This is a genomic window from Posidoniimonas polymericola (genome assembly GCF_007859935.1).
Taxonomy (GTDB): Bacteria; Planctomycetota; Planctomycetia; order Pirellulales; family Lacipirellulaceae; genus Posidoniimonas; species Posidoniimonas polymericola.
This window is the reverse complement of the sequence record NZ_SJPO01000002.1, coordinates 677,282-694,109: the sequence shown is the minus strand read 5'-3', so window position 1 is coordinate 694,109 and position 16,828 is coordinate 677,282. Positions and strand designations below refer to the sequence as shown.

Genomic DNA, 16,828 nt, shown 5'->3' with positions numbered 1-16,828 from the left:
GCGAGAGTCGCGGGAACTATCTGCAGGTGCTGAGCGTCTCAGCGTGCAATGGCTCTTGTGCTTTGGCATGAGATTCCAAGCCTTCTCGCAAAACGTAAATGAATCATTCCTTCGATCCGCGGTTGGTTTCCACAGCCATTTGCCTTTCGGCGCTGGCGATGACAGTCGCCGGGTGTAGCGCGGACCGGTACGATAACCCAGCCGGGCCAAACTCCACGCCCCCTACCGACTCGATTTCAGTCGAAGCAGCAGCGAGCGGCTACGAGACCATGAACCTGATGACTGCCGAGCCGGCGGTAGTCAACGCGGAACTGTCTGCACTTTGCGTCGGCGTGAACGACTACCATGCCGCACAGGCAAGGGGGCGTTCCGGCCCACATGCGCACACGGCGATCAAGGTCTACATGAACGACTCCGCCGCGAATCACTTCCGGGGTCAGCAAGCACCGTATCCTGTCGGCTCGATTATCGTAAAGGAGAAGCAAGGCATGCCTTACCAGGACACAACGCACGACCCCTGGACAGAGGCTCACACGCACGGCGGGGTTGGCGGGATGATTAAACGAGTCCCCGGCTACAACCCGCTTCACGGCGACTGGGAGTACTTCTACAGGGAAGATTCGAACGGCCTGGAGCAAGGCAAGATCGCGTCGTGCATCTCCTGCCACGACAACGCCGCCGATCGCGACTGCGTGTTTGGTGGTTGGGACAAGCCACCGCTGAGCAATAGCCAGTAGCCCCTAAGACGCAGCGAAACTTGCTAAACCCAGAACGCGAGGCGAAAAACGGGGACTGGCTCGCCGCGTTGGCAGAGCAACAAACCACGCCGCGCGCCGCCGCGGCGTGCCTGTCCCCGTTTTTCGCCGGACCACCCGCGCACTGCCTCATGGTTGAGATGGGAAAGGCACTGGCCCGCTGCTAGCACGCCGCCCAATCGTCTTCTGCGAACATTCGCTCAAGCCGCCGCGTAACAGAGATCCCGCACCGAACGCCAGATCATGTTCTGGCGTCCTTTCGCTTGGAGGCGTTTCACGGGAACGGAGGACACACGATGCACGCGGGCACACGAGTTACCAAACTGCAGCTGGCGGCCAATGGGCTGATTGTGCTGCTCACGCTGGCGCTGCTGTCGACCGACGCACGCGGCAGCGACATCATCGGCCTGGGGGGCGAGCTCCCGGTGCTGGAGTTCGACGTCCCCGCGGCGCTCACCTGCCGCGACGTCACGCCGGCCGACTACCGCCCTGCCCTGCCGGGCGACCGGCTGCTGGAGGTTCGCGTGCCGGTGTCGGTGGTCGTGCTCCGCGGCGAGGTCCGGCGGGTCCGCGAGGTGATCATCGAGATCGACGGCGCCGAGGCCGGCCTGCGGGTGCACGACTTCGCGCCCAACACGCAGCTCGCCAGCGAGCAGGCCAAGGACTACGAGGTCAAGCGGACCGAGGAGCGCCGCGAGGGGCTCGACGCGTCGCTCGGCGGGGCGCTGCCGATCGCCGGTGGCACGGCCCACCTGACGCCGTCGGTCACGACCGGCCGCTCGACCCACACCACGTCGACCGTCACGGAAACGCGGCTCGCCCCGAAGCAGGCGGTGCTGGTGAGCGGCGCCGTAAACCGCCGCCAGGGGGTGTACTTCAAGCTGCGGCAGTCGTCGCAGACCACGCTCGAAGGGGAGCACGAACTGACCGTCACGTTTGTCGCACCGGCCGAGTGGACCGGCGGCGAGCTGCAGGTCGAGTGCGTCGGGCGGGGGGAAAAGAAGTGGCTGTTCGTTAAACAACGCAAGGTCTGGAACAGCACCCGCACGCCGATCGAGCTGCGGCTGGCCCGGCACGTCGTGGCGAAGCCGACACGGGACGCCGATTGCGAGTGCTGCTGCAGCGAAGAGCCGCTCGACAACGAAGCGGCCCTGACCGAGTAGAACACGCGGCTGCAGCGAGCCGCCTACGCCAATGCCAACGGGCAGCCCGTGGCGACGTCCACGGGGCATATGCCTTGTCGACTTGCAGAGCCACCAATCACAGAGATTGGCTTGCAGAGATTGACCTCGAGAAGTTGCTGCGGAACCTGCGTCCCCACCGACCCACGGCGGACGCCGTGGGCTGAGCGGGAATTATCGCAGCTAGTCGATTGCGCACGAGAGCCACGACGCCCAAGGCGCCAGACTACTTCTTGCGGTGGCGGATCTTGGCCCGCATGCGACGCTTCTTGCGGCCCTGCTTCCGACGACCCTTGCCTGATTTCTTCGTACCCAACTAACAGCTCCCAGAACTCGCGGGCGGCCCTGCGGGGCCGCGATTGTGTGGACTGCCGACGCCCCAGCGGGCGGCGGAATCGCGGATTATAACCCGAAGCGAATTGCCCAGGCAAGCGGGCGACGCTGTTGGACCAACCTCTCCGGACGCCGAAACTACTGGTCCCGACGCTACACATTGAACAGAAAATGGCAGATATCGCCGTCTTTTAGCACGTATTCCTTCCCTTCGACCCGCAGCTTGCCGGCCTCACGGATCGCTTTCTCGCTCTTGTACTCCTCTAGATCGGACAGGGCGTAGACCTCCGCCCGGATGAACCCCCGCTCGAAATCGGTGTGGATTACGCCCGCTCCCTGGGGGGCAGTTGCCCCTTCGGGGATTGTCCAGGCCCGGACCTCTTTCTCCCCGGCGGTGAAGTAGCTCTGCAGGCCGAGCAGCGTGTAGATGCCCCGCGCTAGCACCGCCAGCGCCGGCTCCTTGAGGCCGACGCTCTCGAGCATCTCGGCCCGGTCTTCGGGGTCGAGCTCGATCAGTTCCGACTCCAGCCGGGCGCAGACCGCCACGACCTCGCCCCCCTCCGCGGCGGCCCGGTCGCGGACCTTCTGGACCAGCGGGCCCTCGCCGGCCAGGTCGTCCTCCTCGACGTTGGCCACGTACAGCACCCGCTTGGCGGTCAGCAGCTGGAGCATGGCGAACTCCTTGCGGTCGGCCGGGTCGTCGAGCTGCAGCCCGCGGACCGGCTTGCCGTCGTCCAGCAGCTCCTTGCACTTCTCCAGGAGCGCGACGCGGCGTTTGGCGTCCTTGTCGCCGGTGCGGGCGGTCCGTTTCGCCTTGTCGGCCATCTGCTCGACCGACTGCATGTCCGCCAGCATCAGCTCGGTGTCGATGGTCTCGATGTCGCGGATCGGGTCGACCGAGCCGTCGACGTGGATAATGTCGCCGTCCTCGAAGCAGCGGACCACGTGCACGATGGCGTCGACATTGCGGATGTGCGTCAGGAACTTGTTGCCCAGGCCCTCGCCCTCGGACGCCCCCCGCACGATGCCGGCGATGTCGACCAGCTGCAGGATGGCCGGGATCACCTTCTGGGTCTTGATGAAGCCCTGGATAGTGTCGAGCCGCGGGTCGGGCACGGCGACCGCGCCGACATTGGGCTCGATCGTGCAGAACGGGTAGTTTTCGCTCGCGATGCCGGCGGCCGTCAGCGCGTTGAACAGGGTGCTCTTGCCGACGTTCGGCAGCCCGACAATTCCGGCTTCCATCGTGGGTTTGCTTCCTCGGGTCGTGGGGAGGGGGAGTGGCGAGTAAGTCCGGGATTCTAGAACACCGGCCCGGGGCACGTAAGCGGCGCGTGGCAAGCTGGGCAGGCGGCGGCGGTTAAAAAATGCCGTAGTCGGTCGACCCGCAGACCGTAATAATGAGTTCTCGCAACCTACCAACTACCCCAACCTGCCGAAGCTTCGCTTCGGAGAAAGGAGCCGCGGCATGGCCACCCGGACCGCTGCGCTCGCATTCTCGCTGAACCTGCTGCTGGCGCTCGTCGCCACGCCCGTCGCCCTCGCCCAGGACGAACAGGCCCCCTCCAGCCCCGGCCAAGCCGACCTGGACCAGGCGATCGAGCTGAAGATCAACGCCACGGACCTCAGCGAGCTCAACAAGGTGATCGAGCTGCTCGACTCGGCCACCGACAAGGGCCTGGACGAAGAGAACGCCGACTTCGCCAAGGAGATGCTGGTCGGCTCGCTGCTGCAGCGGGCGTCGTCGCTCAGCGGCGTGCTGCTGAAGCAGGCCTCGGGCGACCCGCGGCGGAACCCCCAGTGGCTGCAGCTGCGGATGATGGCGGTCAACGACCTGCGGCGGATCGTCACCCTCAACCCCAACCAGACCGACGCCTGGCTGCTGCTCGGCCGGCTGCAGTCGATGCCCCGCCCGCTGGGCGACCCGACCGCCGCCCGCGACGCCCTCACCCGCGTGATCGACGCCCCCGAGGTCGAGCCCGAGAAGCGCGCCCAGGCGTACGCGTTGCGCGGCGTGACGCGCAGCGACCAGAACGACCGCATCGCCGACCTCGACAAGGCGGTCGAGCTCGAGCCAAAAAAGGTGGAGTACCTGGTGCTCCGCGCCCGCCAACTGCAGGCGGCCGACCGGACCGAAGACGCGTTGGCCGACGTCGAGAAGGCGATTGAGATCGACGCCGAGAACCCCTCCATCTTCCAGCTCAAGGCGTTGCTGCTGATCTCCGAGGAGAAGCTCGACGAGGCGATGGAGAGCTTCGACAAGGCGGCCGAGCTTGCGCCCGAGGACATCACCTCCTACCAGCTCCGCAGCCAGCTGTTCGAGAAGATGGGCGACCCCGAGAAGGCGCTCGCCCAGATCGACAAGGCGATCGAGCTGAAACCAGACAGCGCCGGGGCCCGGCTGCTGAAGGTCAACCTGCTGATCAAGGCCGAGCGGCTCGACGACGCCCTGGCGGCGGTCGACGAGCTGCTCGAGCTCCGCCCCGGCCTGGTCCAGGGGCTGATGATCCGCGCGCAGCTGCTCGAAGGCCTCGAACGCCACGACGAGGCGCTCGCCGTGCTCGAGAAGCTCGCCGAGGCGCTCCCCGAGCAGCCGGAGGTGCACCTGCAGCTCGCCGCCCACTACATGGACAACCAGCAGCCGACCCGCGCCATCGAGGAGCTCACCAAGGTGCTCGACGTCGCGCCGGACAACCAGGTGGCGCTGCGGCTCCGCGGCGACATGTACCTCTCGGTCGGCAAGCACCCCGAGGCGATCGCCGACTTCGCCAAGGCGTACGAGCAGAACCCGGACGACTCCGGACTGCTGAACAACTACGCCTGGACCCTGGCCACCAGCCCGTTCGACGAGCTCCGCAACGGCGAGCGCGCCGTAGAGCTCGCCAAGCAGGCGTGCGAGCTGACCGACTACAAGGCCCCGCACATCCTCAGCACGCTGGCCGCGGCCTACTCCGAAACCGGCGACTTTGAGACCGCCATCGAGTGGTCGACCAAGGCGGTGCAGATGTCCGAGGAGGCCGGCCCCAACCCAATGACCGAGGAGCTCAGCAAGGAGCTCGCCAGCTACATGGCCGGCAAGCCGTGGCGCGAACTGCAGCAGGAAGAGGACCTCGACCCGCTGACCGAAGACCCCGGCGACATGCCCAGCGAGGAAGACGCCCCCGCCCCGGCGCGGTCGCTCGACTTCTAGCCAGGCGGTGACCACCAGCGAACCCGCGCGGTTGGTCGATGCCTCTCGGGGCTCGGCCTGTTGCGTCTGGGCAGACCGCCCTTCGATGCAGATCGAGCCCTGCTGCGCCCTGGGCCCCTTTTCTCCCCAGCCACGGTGGTCGTTTTGGGTTAAGATAGGGGCTATGACACCCCTGCCGGCGTCTCATTCCGCCCTGGAACAGCGGAGGGAGGATCGTGGGCGGCGCCCCGCGTAAGCCGGGCGGTTGGGTTCTCGCAGCAACAGAGAGGCATTCGATGAGGCGGTCCGACGGTTGGCGGTTGCGCGGCGCAGTGGGCGTCACGCTGGGTTTGATGATGGCGGGAACCTGCGGCGCCCAGCTGCCAGGACAGCCGTACGCCAACTACTGGAAGCCCGACACGGCGCCCAACTCGCTGGCGAGCTACAACCCGGCCGCCGACCCCGACGCGCCGTTCAACCTCGGCAGCGTGCCCCTCGCTACCCGCTTCTCCAACCCGGCGCTGCAGGCCAACCCGCACGCCCGGCCGGGCGAGGCCCGCGTGATGTCGCTGGCGGCGTTCGCGCCAACGTCCAACAACCCGTCACAGGGCGCCAACGATTCTCGCTACTACGCGTTCAGCAACTGGCAGTACGTCGATTCGCTGGTCTTCTGGGGCGGCTCGGCGGGCGAGGGAAACATCCTCGCGCCCAACGGCCCGGTGATTGACGCCGCGCACCGCAACGGGGTGCCGGTCTACGGCAACATCTTCTTCCCCCCCAACGTGTTCGGCGGGTCGATCGACCGGCTGGAAGACCTGGTGCAGACCGCGCCCGACGGGTCCTACCCGCAGGCGGACAAGCTGATCGAGATCGCCGAGCGTCACCGGTTTGACGGCTGGTTCGTCAACCAAGAGACCAACGGCGCCAGCAGCGCCCTGGCGAGCCAGACCCGCGGTTTCCTCCGCTACCTGCAGAGCAAGAGCGACCTGGAGATCGTGTGGTACGACTCGATGATCGAGTCCGGTCCAATCTCTTGGCAGGGCGCCCTCAACAGCAGCAACGACGAGTACTTCGAAGTGGCCGGACGCCGCAACATCCGGATCAGCGACAGCATGTTCCTCGACTTCCGCTGGAGCGAGAGCCGCCTGGCCAGCTCCAACACGCTCGCGACCGAATTGGGACGCGACCCGTACGAGCTGTACGCGGGCGTCAACGTCGAGGGCGCCGGCTGGAACCAGACCGGCGAGCCGCTCGACCAGATCTTCCCGGAGGGGCAGCCCCACCGCACCTCGGTTGGGTTTTACCGCCCGGAGTGGACGCTCAACAACTCCGGCGACATGTCCGACTTCCAAAGCCGCGACACGCGGTTCTGGTCCGGCGCAGCACAAGACCCGAGCGACACCTCCGGCACGGTCGGCAACGCGGGCTGGAAGGGAATCGCCCACTACGTGCCGGAACGGTCGCCGATTACGGGCGGCCCGTTTGTCACCAACTTCAACTTGGGCCAAGGCTCCAACTACTACATCGACGGCCGGTCGAGCCGCCGCGGCGACTGGAACAACCTCAGCCTGCAAGACATCACGCCGACCTGGCGGTGGTTGATCGAGAACAACAGCAGCACCCTCACCCCCGAGTTCGACTTCACCGACGCTTTTTACGGCGGCAGCAGCCTCCGCGTGCACGGCGGCCTGAACGAGCCAACCGACCTGCGGCTCTACATGACCAACCTGCCGGTCTCCGCGGACACCAACCTGCAGATCGCGCTGAAGACCGGCCTGGCCAACGCCGCGTCCGGCGTGCAGGTGCTGGTCGCGTTCGCCGACAACCCCACGGCGCTGGTGCCCCTCTCGCTGGGCGACACGACCACCTCGGGCTGGGACCTCCAGACCGTGCCGCTGGGGCAGTACGCCGGCAAGACCATCGCCCAGATCGGACTGCGGTTCGACGGGCAAGACCCCGACTACGACGTCCGCGTCGGTCGACTCGGCGTGATCGAGGGCGAACCCGACGTGCCCGCCGCGCCGTCCGACGTCACCATGAGCGACTACGGCGTCATCGACTCCAACAGCGTCACGCTCCGCCTGCACTGGGAGCACTCGCCCGACTACGCGCCCGACGCGTCGAACGAGGTCTACTACTACAACCTGTTTGCGACCAACATCCGCGGGGTCCGCGAGTTCCTCGGGGGCACGCTGAACAACTCGTTCTTCGTCCGCGGGCTGGATCGGTTCCGCAACGACCCCAGCACACGGATCGAGGTCGTGGCGGTCGGCAACGAGTTTGGGGTCTCGGAGCCGGCGAGCTTCTTGTTCAGCTGGGTCAACCCCGACGGCCTGCCGGGCGACTTCAACCGTGACGGCGTCGTGGACGCCGCCGACTACACCGTCTGGCGAGACAACCTCGGCGCCTCAGAAGACGGCGGCGTGCTGGGCGGCAACGGCGCCGGCGGCACGGTCGGCGCCGACGACTACGACCTGTGGCGGAGCAACTTCGGCGCTGCCTTACCCACCGGATCCGAGTCGGCCCAGGTCCCCGAACCGACCGGCGTCGCCCTGTCTATCGGGCTAGCGCTCGCCGCTAGCGGGAGGCGTGGCGAACGGCGCCAAACGGCGCCCGCTAATTCGCGGGCGTGACCGCGGACTGAGCAAAGATCGCGTCGCGCCAGATCCAGTACATGCTCGCCAGCACCACCAGGTTCCAGGTCAGGAACACGGCGCGGAGCGTTTTCTCGCTGATGACGCGGTGCGGCCGCAGCAGCGCGTCGGCGGCGAAGCTAACCCCGGCGGCGGCCAGGAAGCCCGCCACGACAGCGCTCTGGAAGTAGGCCGCGACGATTACGCACTCCGTCAACAGCAGAGCGGCCACGATTAGCTTCGACCAGCGGACCCCGATCGCCACCGCGGTCGTCCTGCGGCCTGCCAGGGCGTCGGGCTCGATGTCGGTCACTTCGTGGAACAGGTGGGCGTGCATGGCGAACAACGCCCCAAACACCATCGCCGGCCAAGGCAGCATCGGCACGTCGTTCAGCCAACTGCTCAGCACAAACACCAGCAGGTATCCGCTCTGGCACAGCAGGTCCCAGCCGGGGCGGCCCTTCAGGTTCCATCGCTTGCCGTTGTAGGCGTAGTTCACCGCCACACCTGCCGCGACCCAGGCGAGCAGCTTCGGGCCGATCGCCCATCCCAAGAGCAATAGGAACGGCGCCTGCACCAGCAGCAGCTGCCGCGGCAGCCTGGCGAGCTCTTCTTGCGACATCCGGGCGCCGAACAGCAGGTTCCCCTTGCGGGGATTCAGTTGGTCGGTCTGGTAGTCGGCCAGGTCGTTCCAGCCGTACAGCACGTGGCTCAGCGGGAACATCACATAAACGGCGCCCAACCAGAAGGTCCCCTCGTCTAGCAGCCGCCGCCCGCCCAGCGGGAGCAGGTAGAACCAGAGCTGCGTCGGCCACAAGCCGGGGCGCGAGGTGTACAGCGCGCCGATTAGCTGGCTGGGCAGGGACGGGGCGGGCTCGGCTTGGGGTGGCATAGCCTGGAGCATACGCGAAAAACCATCGCAGGTCCCACGCCATTAGCGCACCAGAAAGGGTCGCGCCGAGGCAGACTCAAACGCCGCTGCTCGGAGAATTAGGCTGCGCGCAGACTAGGGCAACTAGGAGACGCGGGTCGCGCCGCGCTGCTGCAGCAGAGCCTTCAGACCGTCGAGGCGCCCCTCGTAGACGCCGCGGGGAGTCGTGGCGTGCATTACGCATAGGGCCGCCGCTTTGCCGACCACCTCGCCCATCATGCCGCAGGTCTTCATCACCCGCACCGGGCCGAGGCCCGACTTGGTGACGCTGATGTCGCGGCCCGCCATGAACAGGTTCTCGACGTTGCGGCTGTACAAACAGCGGTACGGCGCCCAGTACAGCCCGCCGTAGCTGTAGCTTTCGCCGCGGGTGTAGTCGGAAACGAACTCCTCGCCCTTGAACCCACCCTGAAAGTCCTCCCGCGGGAAGTGGAGGTCGATGTGCCACGAGCACGGGAAGGCCGCGTCGGCGTACTCGGTCTGGTTCTTGAAGTCCGCCGCGTCGAGCACAACGTCGCCCAACAACCGCCGCGACTCCCGCTTGCCGGCGATGAACGCCAGCCAGCCGAGGCGGTGGTTCGGGTACAGGCCGTCGACGTTCTTCAGCGCGTCCCACGCGCCGTACACGGCGCGGAAGTTGTGGTCGCGGATCAGCTCGATCTCGCGGACCTGGTCCTTGTCGAAGCCGCTCTCCCAGTACCACTTCCGCTCGAACGCCGCTAGCTGCGACTGGCCGCCGCCGCCCGGCTTCGGCCGCCCCGGGAACGGCTTGTCCGACAGGTCGAGCGCCCACGGGCAGCGGGGAAACGGCTGGGCGTGGTCGCCCTGCTCGTACTTCGCCGCCAGGGCGTTCTTGTCCTTGCACTCGCAGCGGAGCACCTGGTCCTTGTCCGCCGCGTCGAGCACGCTGAACAGGTTGGTGCTGCCCATCAAGCCGACCGGCTCGTACTCGTAGTCCGCGCCCGCCAGGTAGCCGACGCACGCGTCGCCGGTGCAGTCGGCGAACAGCGCGGCCCGCAGCCGCGAGCGCAGGCCCGTGCGGGTGCTCTCGACCACAACGGCCTCGATGCGGTTGTCGCGCGCATCGACCGCCACGGCGCGACAGTCGGTCAGCAGCGTAATGCGGGGCTCGGCCTGCACCACGCGGAGCTTCAGCGCGTCGTCGAAGTAGCTGGACGGACCGCCGTTCATCGTGCCCTGCTTGTCGACCGGCGGCAGGATCTCGTCGACGATCTCGCCGATGTGCGGGTACGGCGCCTGCCGGGTGTGACCCTCCGGCCAGACGCGGACCTCCGAGCTGCCGTTGCCGCCCAGCACCGGACGGTCCTGCACCAGCGCGACCCGCAGCCCATTGCGGGCGGCAGAGAGCGCCGCGCACGTGCCGGCCAGCCCGCCGCCAACCACGACCAGGTCGAAGCGGCCGCCATCGGCCGGCTGGTCGGGCAGGCCGCGGACACGGCGGCGGAACGCGGTCAGCGCGTCGACATCGTTGGTCGGCGTGAAGTCGGCGTCCTTGCAGAACAGGACCGCCTCGCAGCGGCCCTCGAAGCCGGTCAGGTCGTGCAGCGCGAGCGTCGCCTGCTCGCCCACACGCAAGACGCCACCGTCGTGCCAGTGCCACGCGGCGCCTTTGGTCCCAAACGTTTCGCCCAGCGGATTGCCATCGACCAGCACCTGGAACCTGCCGGGCGCGCCCGGCGCGTTCCACGGCGCGACCCAGTCGCGGGTCCGCACCCACACGCGGTACTCGCCGGCCGAGGGGAACGCGACCCGCGTCACGGCATCGGCAACCGGCACGCCCAGCCCGTGGGCCAGCAGGTAGGGCGAGCCCATCTGGTCCATCGACTGCTGGTCGAGTTCCCACCCGCCGTGGTTGTCAAAGCCCTCGGCCTCGACGAACAAGAACTCGCCGCTCGACGGCGATTGCCGCCCGCTGGAGTCGTCGGCTCCTGCATGCCGAGTCGCGAGCAGTGCTAGGGCAGTCGCGCCGGCGCCACCGATAAACTGCCGCCGGCTGGGATTGCTGTGCTTCGGTTGGTCACGCATCGCCGCCTCGCGAGTCCGTGGTGGGAGGGGTTGGTCGTCGAGTGATCTCATCCTAGCAGTTCACCTCTGCCAGTTGGCGCCTGACTCATGCGTTGAGAAATATTGCAGGCCGAAGGTGTGTGCTGCGTCAGAGCGATCGATGATCAAATTCATTCGCGACACGGGCGTCGCCCCAATCTCGGGGAAGGCTCGAATTGGGGACTCGCTTGTTGGCTCTCCTCTATCCTTCTCAGAGCAGGGCAATCCTGCCATTTTTTGCTGAAATACGCCCCGGCCTGTGGTCAAATACGGGGTGGCGCGGTCGTTGAGCCGCTCGGTCTTTGGCAACTAGCAAGCGTCAGGGCAGGCGTTGGGAACCGGTGACTCGGGAGCGATCGGCTAGCGGGCGAATGCTAGCAGCGGTCCGTCAGGCCACCCGGTGGTTTTTGTCCCCCGAGGGCGCATCTGGGCGGTTGTGGCGGACAAAACCCCTAGCGGGTGCGCCGCTGACGGCCCCACAAAGCCTTACCAAACAATCACTTACGGCACTAAGGGACATCCTCTGTCGGGGGTTTTGTCCCCTCCGCTCGATGTTTCGGACTCTAAGTACCACGGCTGCGGGCGCCGGCAGTGGCAGCAGCGGGTTTTGGCTCAATTTGCACCAAATGTCAAAGTTTGCCGGTTGGGTCGACGATATCAACTGTGCTGATTGTCCGGCCATCGGTCGCGCTCGTGCGTGGCAGGGGGAACAGAGCGGGCAGCGGCCCTCTGGGGGGAGGGGCGGCCAGGCGTGGCGACACGCGGGGCTGTCACTAATCGCGTATCAACCAACGACCGCGCCAGGGATGGCGCTCGAAAAACCTCCGTCAGGGACGCACGTCATGCACCGGCACACCCGAGCCTTCTGGTCACTAGTGATGTGCGGCGCCACGCTCGCCGCGGGCTGCCGCCCCACTCAGCCGTTCTACTTCATGGAAGACGGCGACCTGTCTCACTACTTGGATGTCGCGACCGACATCGAGTACCCCGACGTCGACGAGCCGTCGCTCGACGAGGTGACCGGCGCGCTGCCGCCGCTCACGCTCAAGAACACCGACCAGTACGAGATGTGGGACCTGTCGCTCGAGGAAGCGACCCGCATCACCCTGTGCAACAGCCAGGTGATGCGACAGATCGGCGGCGCCGCGATTGTCGGCGCCCAGGTGTCGCAGAACACGCCGGAGTCGATCTCGCGGACGCTGGTCAGTTCTGTGTCGGTCACGACCACCTACGACCCGGCTCTGCGTGAGACGACCGTCGGCTCGGCGTTCGGCTCGCAGTTCAGCGGCACCGGCGTCGAGGCTGCCCTCAGCGAGTTCGACGCCCAGCTCGACATGAGCTCTGTGTGGCAGAACAACGACCGCCCGCAGAACCTGGGCGGCGTCGCGGCGGCGTTCCAGTCGCCGGTGTTCCAGCAGGACCAGGGCGTGACCCAGTCGCAGCTCTCAAAGACCGCTGCCGACGGCACCCAGTTCGCCTTCCGCAACAACACCACTTACAACGCGAACAGCAACTTTATCGCCCAGGGGGCTCAGCCGAGCATCTGGGAGACCAACTTCGAGGCGTTCTTCAGCCGGCCGTTGTTGCAGGGCGGGGGCGCGCAGTACAACCGCATCGCCGGCCCGCACTCGTTCGACCAGTACGCGGCGAACGTCACCAACGCGTTCGACGGCGTGGTGCTGGCCCGGATCAACACCGACCAGACGCTGGCCGACTTCGAGGGCGGCGTCCGCAACTTGATGCGGGACGTCGAGCAGAGCTACTGGGCGCTGTACTTCAGCTACCGCGACCTCGAGGCCCGCAAGATGGGCCGCGACTCGGCCCTGGAGACCTGGAAGAAGGTCTCGGCCCTGTACAAGGAGGGCGCCGAGGGCGGCAGTGCGGACCGGGAGGCTCAGTCGCGGGCACAGTACTTCCAGTTCAAGGCCGCTGTTGAGCAGGGACTGACCGACCTGTACCGCTCGGAGGCCCGCCTCCGCTACGTGATGGGGTTGTCGATGTCCGACGGGCGTCTGATCCGCCCGGGCGACGAGCCGACCACCGCCCAGGTGGCGTTCGACTGGTCGAGCATCCACGGCGAGTCGCAGGTCCGCCGGGTCGAGATCCGCAAGCAGAAGTGGGAGATCAAGAAGCGTGAGCTGGAGCTGATCGCCGCCCGCAACCACCTGCTGCCCCGCTTGGACGCGTTCGGCACCTACCGCTGGCTTGGCGCCGGCGACCGGTTGACCGGCAGCGGCGGCGCCCCGGGCCCGTTCGCTGATGGCAGCAACGCGTTCAACACGCTGACCGGCGGCAACTTCCAGGAGTGGGAGGTCGGCGCCCAGTTCAGCATGCCGATTGGCTTCCGCAAGCAGCTCTCCGGCGTGCGGCACCACCAGCTGCTGCTGGCCCGCGACCGGGCGTTGCTGCAGGACCTGGAGCTGGAGATCTCGCACCAGTTGGGCGACTCGCTCCGCGACGTCGACCTCAACTACCAGCTGACGCAGACCAACTTCAACCGCCGCGTGGCGGCCGAGCGTGAGGTCGAGGCGGTGCAGGCGGTGTTCGACGCCGGCCGCATCACCCTGGACCTGCTGCTGGACGCCCAGCGTCGGCGGGCCGAGGCCGAGAGCGCGTACTACCGGGCCCTGACCGATTACAACCTGTCGGTGCTGGAGGTCCACTACCGCAAGGGTTCGCTGCTCGACTACAACGGCGTCTACCTGGCTGAGGGCCCGTGGCCCGGCAAGGCGTACTTCGACGCGATGCGTCGGGCCCGCTCGCGGGACGCCTCGATGTACCTGGACTACGGGTTCACCCGCCCGAACGTGTTCAGCCGCGGCCCCCACGCTCAGCAGGGGACCGACCGGGGCACGGCGGTCGGCGGCGGCGAGGTCTACTACCAAGAGTCGCCCACGCCGGCCGGTCCGGTCTACGAGGGCGAGCCGATGACGCTGCCGCACCCGGCGATGGGCGCCCAGACCGACGTCCGTGCTGGGGCCGGCGCCGACCAGGTCCTCCAAGTAAACTATGCAGCTGGCGACAGCCCCCGCGTCCTGCCTCAGGTTCAGCAGGCGGGCGGGTCTACGGTCTTCAGCGGCAGCTATGAACGTCAAGCGGATTACTCGACTGCTCCGGCTGCTGCAAACGCTGCAGTCCGGTAGCGGTCGGGACGCGACGCGGCTGGCCGACTCGTGCGGGGTCTGCCGCCGCACGCTGTTCCGCGACCTGCAGACGCTCAAGTCGGCCGGCGTGCCGGTCGAGTACGACCGGGAAGACGGGCGGTACCGGGTGGCCGGCGCCTACTTCCTGCCGCCGACCAACTTCACGGCCGAGGAGGCGTTCGCGCTGATCTGCCTGGCGGAGCAGTCCGCCAACGCCGAGATGCCCGCCTTCCTCGAACCGGCCGGCGTCGCGGCCCGCAAGCTGCTCGCCGCGATGCCCGAGGAGCTGCGGGAGCAGTTCCGCTCGCTGACCGGCTCGGTCCACCTGCGGCCGACGGCGCGGAACCCATTGGCTGAGAAGCAGTCGGTCTACCAGCTGCTGGTCGACGCCCAGGCGGCGCGGCGGGTGGTCGAGATCGACTACGGCAGCCTCACCGAGTGGGAGACCATCCACACCAAGCTGCGGCCGTACGAGCTTCTGTTCGACCGCCGGAGCTGGTACGTGATCGGGCGGTCGTCGCTGCACAACGAGGTGCGGACCTTCAACGTGTCGCGGATCCACAACGCCGAGGCGACCGCCGAGTGCTTCCGGCGGCCGCAGGGCTTCAGCCTGGCCCGCTACCTCCGCAACGCCTGGCGGCTGATCCCCGAGCCCGGCCCCGACAGCGAGGTGCACGTGCACTTCCAGTCGGTGGTTGCCCACAACGTCAGCGAGGTGCGGTGGCACGCGACCCAGCGGTGCGCGTGGCGCGACGACGGGACCCTCGACTTTCGCGCCACGGTGTCGGGCCTGAGCGAGGTGAGCTGGTGGGTCCTCGGCTACGGGGACCAGGCCGAGGTGATCGCCCCGGTAGAGCTGCGGCGTCTGGTCGCCCGCCGGGCGGCCAACATGATGAGGATCTACGACCGGGCCTAGCTAGCGCCAGCGGTAGGCAGAGCGGCTATACTCGCGGGCATGTTCTTCACCTTCGATGGCGTCGACGGCGTCGGCAAGACAACACAGATCCGGCTGCTCTGTGAGTGGCTGCGGGGCAGGGGGCTGACGGTCTGCGAGTGCCGCGACCCCGGCAGCACGCCGCTCGGCGAGTGCGTCCGCGACATCGTGCTGCACGCGCCGGACGACACGCCGATCTCGGCCCGCAGCGAGATGCTTTTGTACATGGCGGCCCGCGCTCAACTAGTAGAAGAGGTCATCCGCCCCGCGCTCGCCCGCGGCGAGGTGGTGGTCTCCGACCGGTACCTGCTGGCGAACGTGGTGTACCAGGGGCACGCGGGGGGGCTCGACCCCGAGCTGGTGAAGTCGGTCGGCGAGGCGGCGGTCCACGGGCTGCACCCCGACGCGACCTTCCTGCTCGACATGGACCCCGCCGAAGCCGACTCCCGCATGCAGCGGGACCGCGACCGGATGGAGAGCCGCGGCGACGACTACCGCCGCCGGGTGCGTGAGGGTTTCCTGGCCGAGGCGCGGCTCGTCCCCGAGCGGGTGCACGTGGTGGACGCGGCCCGCACGATCGAGCAGGTCAGCGGCGAGATCCGCGGGATCGCCGAGAAGCTGATCTAGCCGGCTGATCTAGCTGGCCGGCACATGGTCGGCCACAGGCAACCGGTCGCCACGCCGCGCAACGGCGTCGATCACCAGCACGCCCACAAAGCATCCTGCCGCGACACCGAGGCAGGTCCACTCGTGGCCGCCAAACGCCTCTGGCCAGACGGGGTGCATGCTGGCGGCGCGTTCCTTGAACGGCGCGTCGACGGGCGCGTCGCCTGCCTGAAACGGCCAGACCTTGTACAGCGATCCAATCATGAACCCGCACAGCACAGCCATCGTAGCCGTGTAGTGCCGCACCAGGACCCACTTGAGCAGCTTGCTGAACGCGAGCAGCCCCACCAGGCACCCCAGGGCAAACACCATGAGCGTCGCGAGATCAGAGGCGGTGACATCCAGGTGCACTAGGTTCTTGATGATGCCGGTGATCTCGTGGTACTTGTCGAGCAGCAGCAGCAAGTAGGAGCCGCTCACGCCGGGCAAGATCATCGCGCAGATGCCGATGCAGCCGCACAGGAAGGTATAGCCGAGGCCCGGTCGGTTGGAGATCCCTGCTTGGCTGACCAGCAGATAGGCGACGCCCACGCCGGCGGCGCCGAGCAGGACGCAGCGCCAGAGCTGGCCGCTGGTGCTGGGGCGGCACATTTTGCCGACCAGCAGCCCCGACGCCAGGATCAGCCCAAAGAATGCGGCGAAGGTCGCCTCGGTGTGGTCCTCGAGCAGTGTGTGCATCAGGCCCGCCAGGCCGGCGGCCCCGGTCAGGATTCCGACCGCCAGGGCTACCAAGAACCGCAGGTCGAGCCGTCGGGCGGCCGCTCCCCACTCGCGTCGGGCCACCATTCCCAGCAGAGTGGCGTCCACATGGCTGACCGCCGTCACCAGCCGCTGGTAGATGCCCAGGACGAGCGCTACCGTGCCGCCGGACACGCCAGGCACAATGTCCGCCGCCCCCATGGCAAATCCTCGGGCGGCGTGTTTGAGGTCCTCCTTGAAGCATTCGCGGGGTAAGTCATCAGACGTCATTGCGGTCGCGTTGGTAACATTTGTGGGGGTATTGGCAGTTTCGAGCAACT

Annotated in this window: 11 protein-coding genes; 7 read left to right on the top strand and 4 right to left on the bottom strand. The window is 67.4% G+C overall.

Translation table 11 applies throughout. The features are described 5' to 3' along the window. The first annotated feature begins 98 nt into the window (after window positions 1-98). On the top strand, window positions 99-737 hold the full coding sequence (locus tag Pla123a_RS06555) for a cytochrome P460 family protein (protein WP_146585065.1): 639 nt from the start codon (window positions 99-101) through the stop codon (window positions 735-737). 314 nt (window positions 738-1,051) lie between these two features. Beyond that, on the top strand, window positions 1,052-1,918 hold the full coding sequence (locus tag Pla123a_RS06550) for a hypothetical protein (protein WP_146585063.1): 867 nt from the start codon (window positions 1,052-1,054) through the stop codon (window positions 1,916-1,918). A gap of 504 nt (window positions 1,919-2,422) precedes the next feature. Here the strand turns inward: Pla123a_RS06550 and ychF are convergent. Further along, window positions 2,423-3,514, bottom strand: coding sequence for a redox-regulated ATPase YchF (ychF, locus tag Pla123a_RS06545; RefSeq protein WP_146585062.1), 1,092 nt, complete (start codon window positions 3,512-3,514; stop codon window positions 2,423-2,425). A gap of 223 nt (window positions 3,515-3,737) precedes the next feature. Here ychF and Pla123a_RS06540 point away from each other — a divergent pair, with 223 nt between their 5' ends. Next, window positions 3,738-5,459 carry a tetratricopeptide repeat protein gene (locus Pla123a_RS06540; RefSeq protein ID WP_146585060.1) on the top strand — a complete coding sequence of 574 codons (1,722 nt, stop codon included), beginning with the start codon at window positions 3,738-3,740 and terminating at the stop codon, window positions 5,457-5,459. 275 nt (window positions 5,460-5,734) lie between these two features. Further along, complete coding sequence (locus Pla123a_RS06535) at window positions 5,735-8,071, top strand: endo-beta-N-acetylglucosaminidase (protein ID WP_146585058.1); 2,337 nt, start codon at window positions 5,735-5,737, stop codon at window positions 8,069-8,071. On the opposite strand, the gene Pla123a_RS06530 is transcribed toward Pla123a_RS06535, so the two are convergent. Together Pla123a_RS06530 and Pla123a_RS06525 are read right to left on the bottom strand one after the other, a co-directional pair. Continuing rightward, the gene (locus tag Pla123a_RS06530; protein WP_197527739.1) at window positions 8,055-8,963 is read right to left on the bottom strand and encodes a UbiA family prenyltransferase; all 909 of its coding nucleotides are present in this window, start codon (window positions 8,961-8,963) and stop codon (window positions 8,055-8,057) included. The two genes, Pla123a_RS06535 and Pla123a_RS06530, sit on opposite strands and share 17 nt — an antisense overlap. Window positions 8,964-9,086: 123 nt before the next feature. Next, window positions 9,087-11,048: an FAD-dependent oxidoreductase gene (locus Pla123a_RS06525; protein WP_146585054.1), complete on the bottom strand. Its 1,962-nt coding sequence runs from the start codon at window positions 11,046-11,048 to the stop codon at window positions 9,087-9,089. A gap of 860 nt (window positions 11,049-11,908) precedes the next feature. Here Pla123a_RS06525 and Pla123a_RS06520 point away from each other — a divergent pair. The 3 genes from Pla123a_RS06520 to tmk are packed head-to-tail and all read left to right on the top strand — an operon-like array spanning window position 11,909 to window position 15,770. Then, the gene (locus Pla123a_RS06520; RefSeq protein ID WP_197527738.1) at window positions 11,909-14,209 is read left to right on the top strand and encodes a TolC family protein; all 2,301 of its coding nucleotides are present in this window, start codon (window positions 11,909-11,911) and stop codon (window positions 14,207-14,209) included. Further along, on the top strand, window positions 14,151-15,125 hold the full coding sequence (locus Pla123a_RS06515) for a helix-turn-helix transcriptional regulator (RefSeq protein ID WP_146585050.1): 975 nt from the start codon (window positions 14,151-14,153) through the stop codon (window positions 15,123-15,125). The genes Pla123a_RS06520 and Pla123a_RS06515 overlap by 59 nt, the downstream gene beginning before the upstream one ends. A 39-nt stretch (window positions 15,126-15,164) precedes the next feature. After that, a complete protein-coding gene (gene tmk / locus Pla123a_RS06510) occupies window positions 15,165-15,770 on the top strand; it encodes a dTMP kinase (RefSeq protein ID WP_146585048.1) in 606 nt (201 codons plus the stop codon). A gap of 9 nt (window positions 15,771-15,779) precedes the next feature. Here tmk and Pla123a_RS06505 read toward each other — a convergent pair whose 3' ends face one another. Continuing rightward, entirely contained in the window at window positions 15,780-16,778 is a 999-nt protein-coding gene (locus tag Pla123a_RS06505) for a DUF368 domain-containing protein (RefSeq protein ID WP_146585046.1), read from the bottom strand. Between the last annotated feature and the right edge of the window lie 50 nt (window positions 16,779-16,828).

Excerpts from the sequence above, each read along its gene's own strand:
- Pla123a_RS06555 (WP_146585065.1), top strand. The coding sequence starts at position 99 with ATGAATCATTCCTTCGATCCGCGGTTGGTTTCCACAGCCATTTGCCTT.
- Pla123a_RS06550 (WP_146585063.1), top strand. The coding sequence starts at position 1,052 with ATGCACGCGGGCACACGAGTTACCAAACTGCAGCTGGCGGCCAATGGG.
- ychF (WP_146585062.1), bottom strand. The coding sequence starts at position 3,514 with ATGGAAGCCGGAATTGTCGGGCTGCCGAACGTCGGCAAGAGCACCCTG.
- Pla123a_RS06540 (WP_146585060.1), top strand. The coding sequence starts at position 3,738 with ATGGCCACCCGGACCGCTGCGCTCGCATTCTCGCTGAACCTGCTGCTG.
- Pla123a_RS06535 (WP_146585058.1), top strand. The coding sequence starts at position 5,735 with ATGAGGCGGTCCGACGGTTGGCGGTTGCGCGGCGCAGTGGGCGTCACG.
- Pla123a_RS06530 (WP_197527739.1), bottom strand. The coding sequence starts at position 8,963 with ATGCCACCCCAAGCCGAGCCCGCCCCGTCCCTGCCCAGCCAGCTAATC.
- Pla123a_RS06525 (WP_146585054.1), bottom strand. The coding sequence starts at position 11,048 with ATGCGTGACCAACCGAAGCACAGCAATCCCAGCCGGCGGCAGTTTATC.
- Pla123a_RS06520 (WP_197527738.1), top strand. The coding sequence starts at position 11,909 with ATGCACCGGCACACCCGAGCCTTCTGGTCACTAGTGATGTGCGGCGCC.
- Pla123a_RS06515 (WP_146585050.1), top strand. The coding sequence starts at position 14,151 with ATGAACGTCAAGCGGATTACTCGACTGCTCCGGCTGCTGCAAACGCTG.
- tmk (WP_146585048.1), top strand. The coding sequence starts at position 15,165 with ATGTTCTTCACCTTCGATGGCGTCGACGGCGTCGGCAAGACAACACAG.
- Pla123a_RS06505 (WP_146585046.1), bottom strand. The coding sequence starts at position 16,778 with ATGACGTCTGATGACTTACCCCGCGAATGCTTCAAGGAGGACCTCAAA.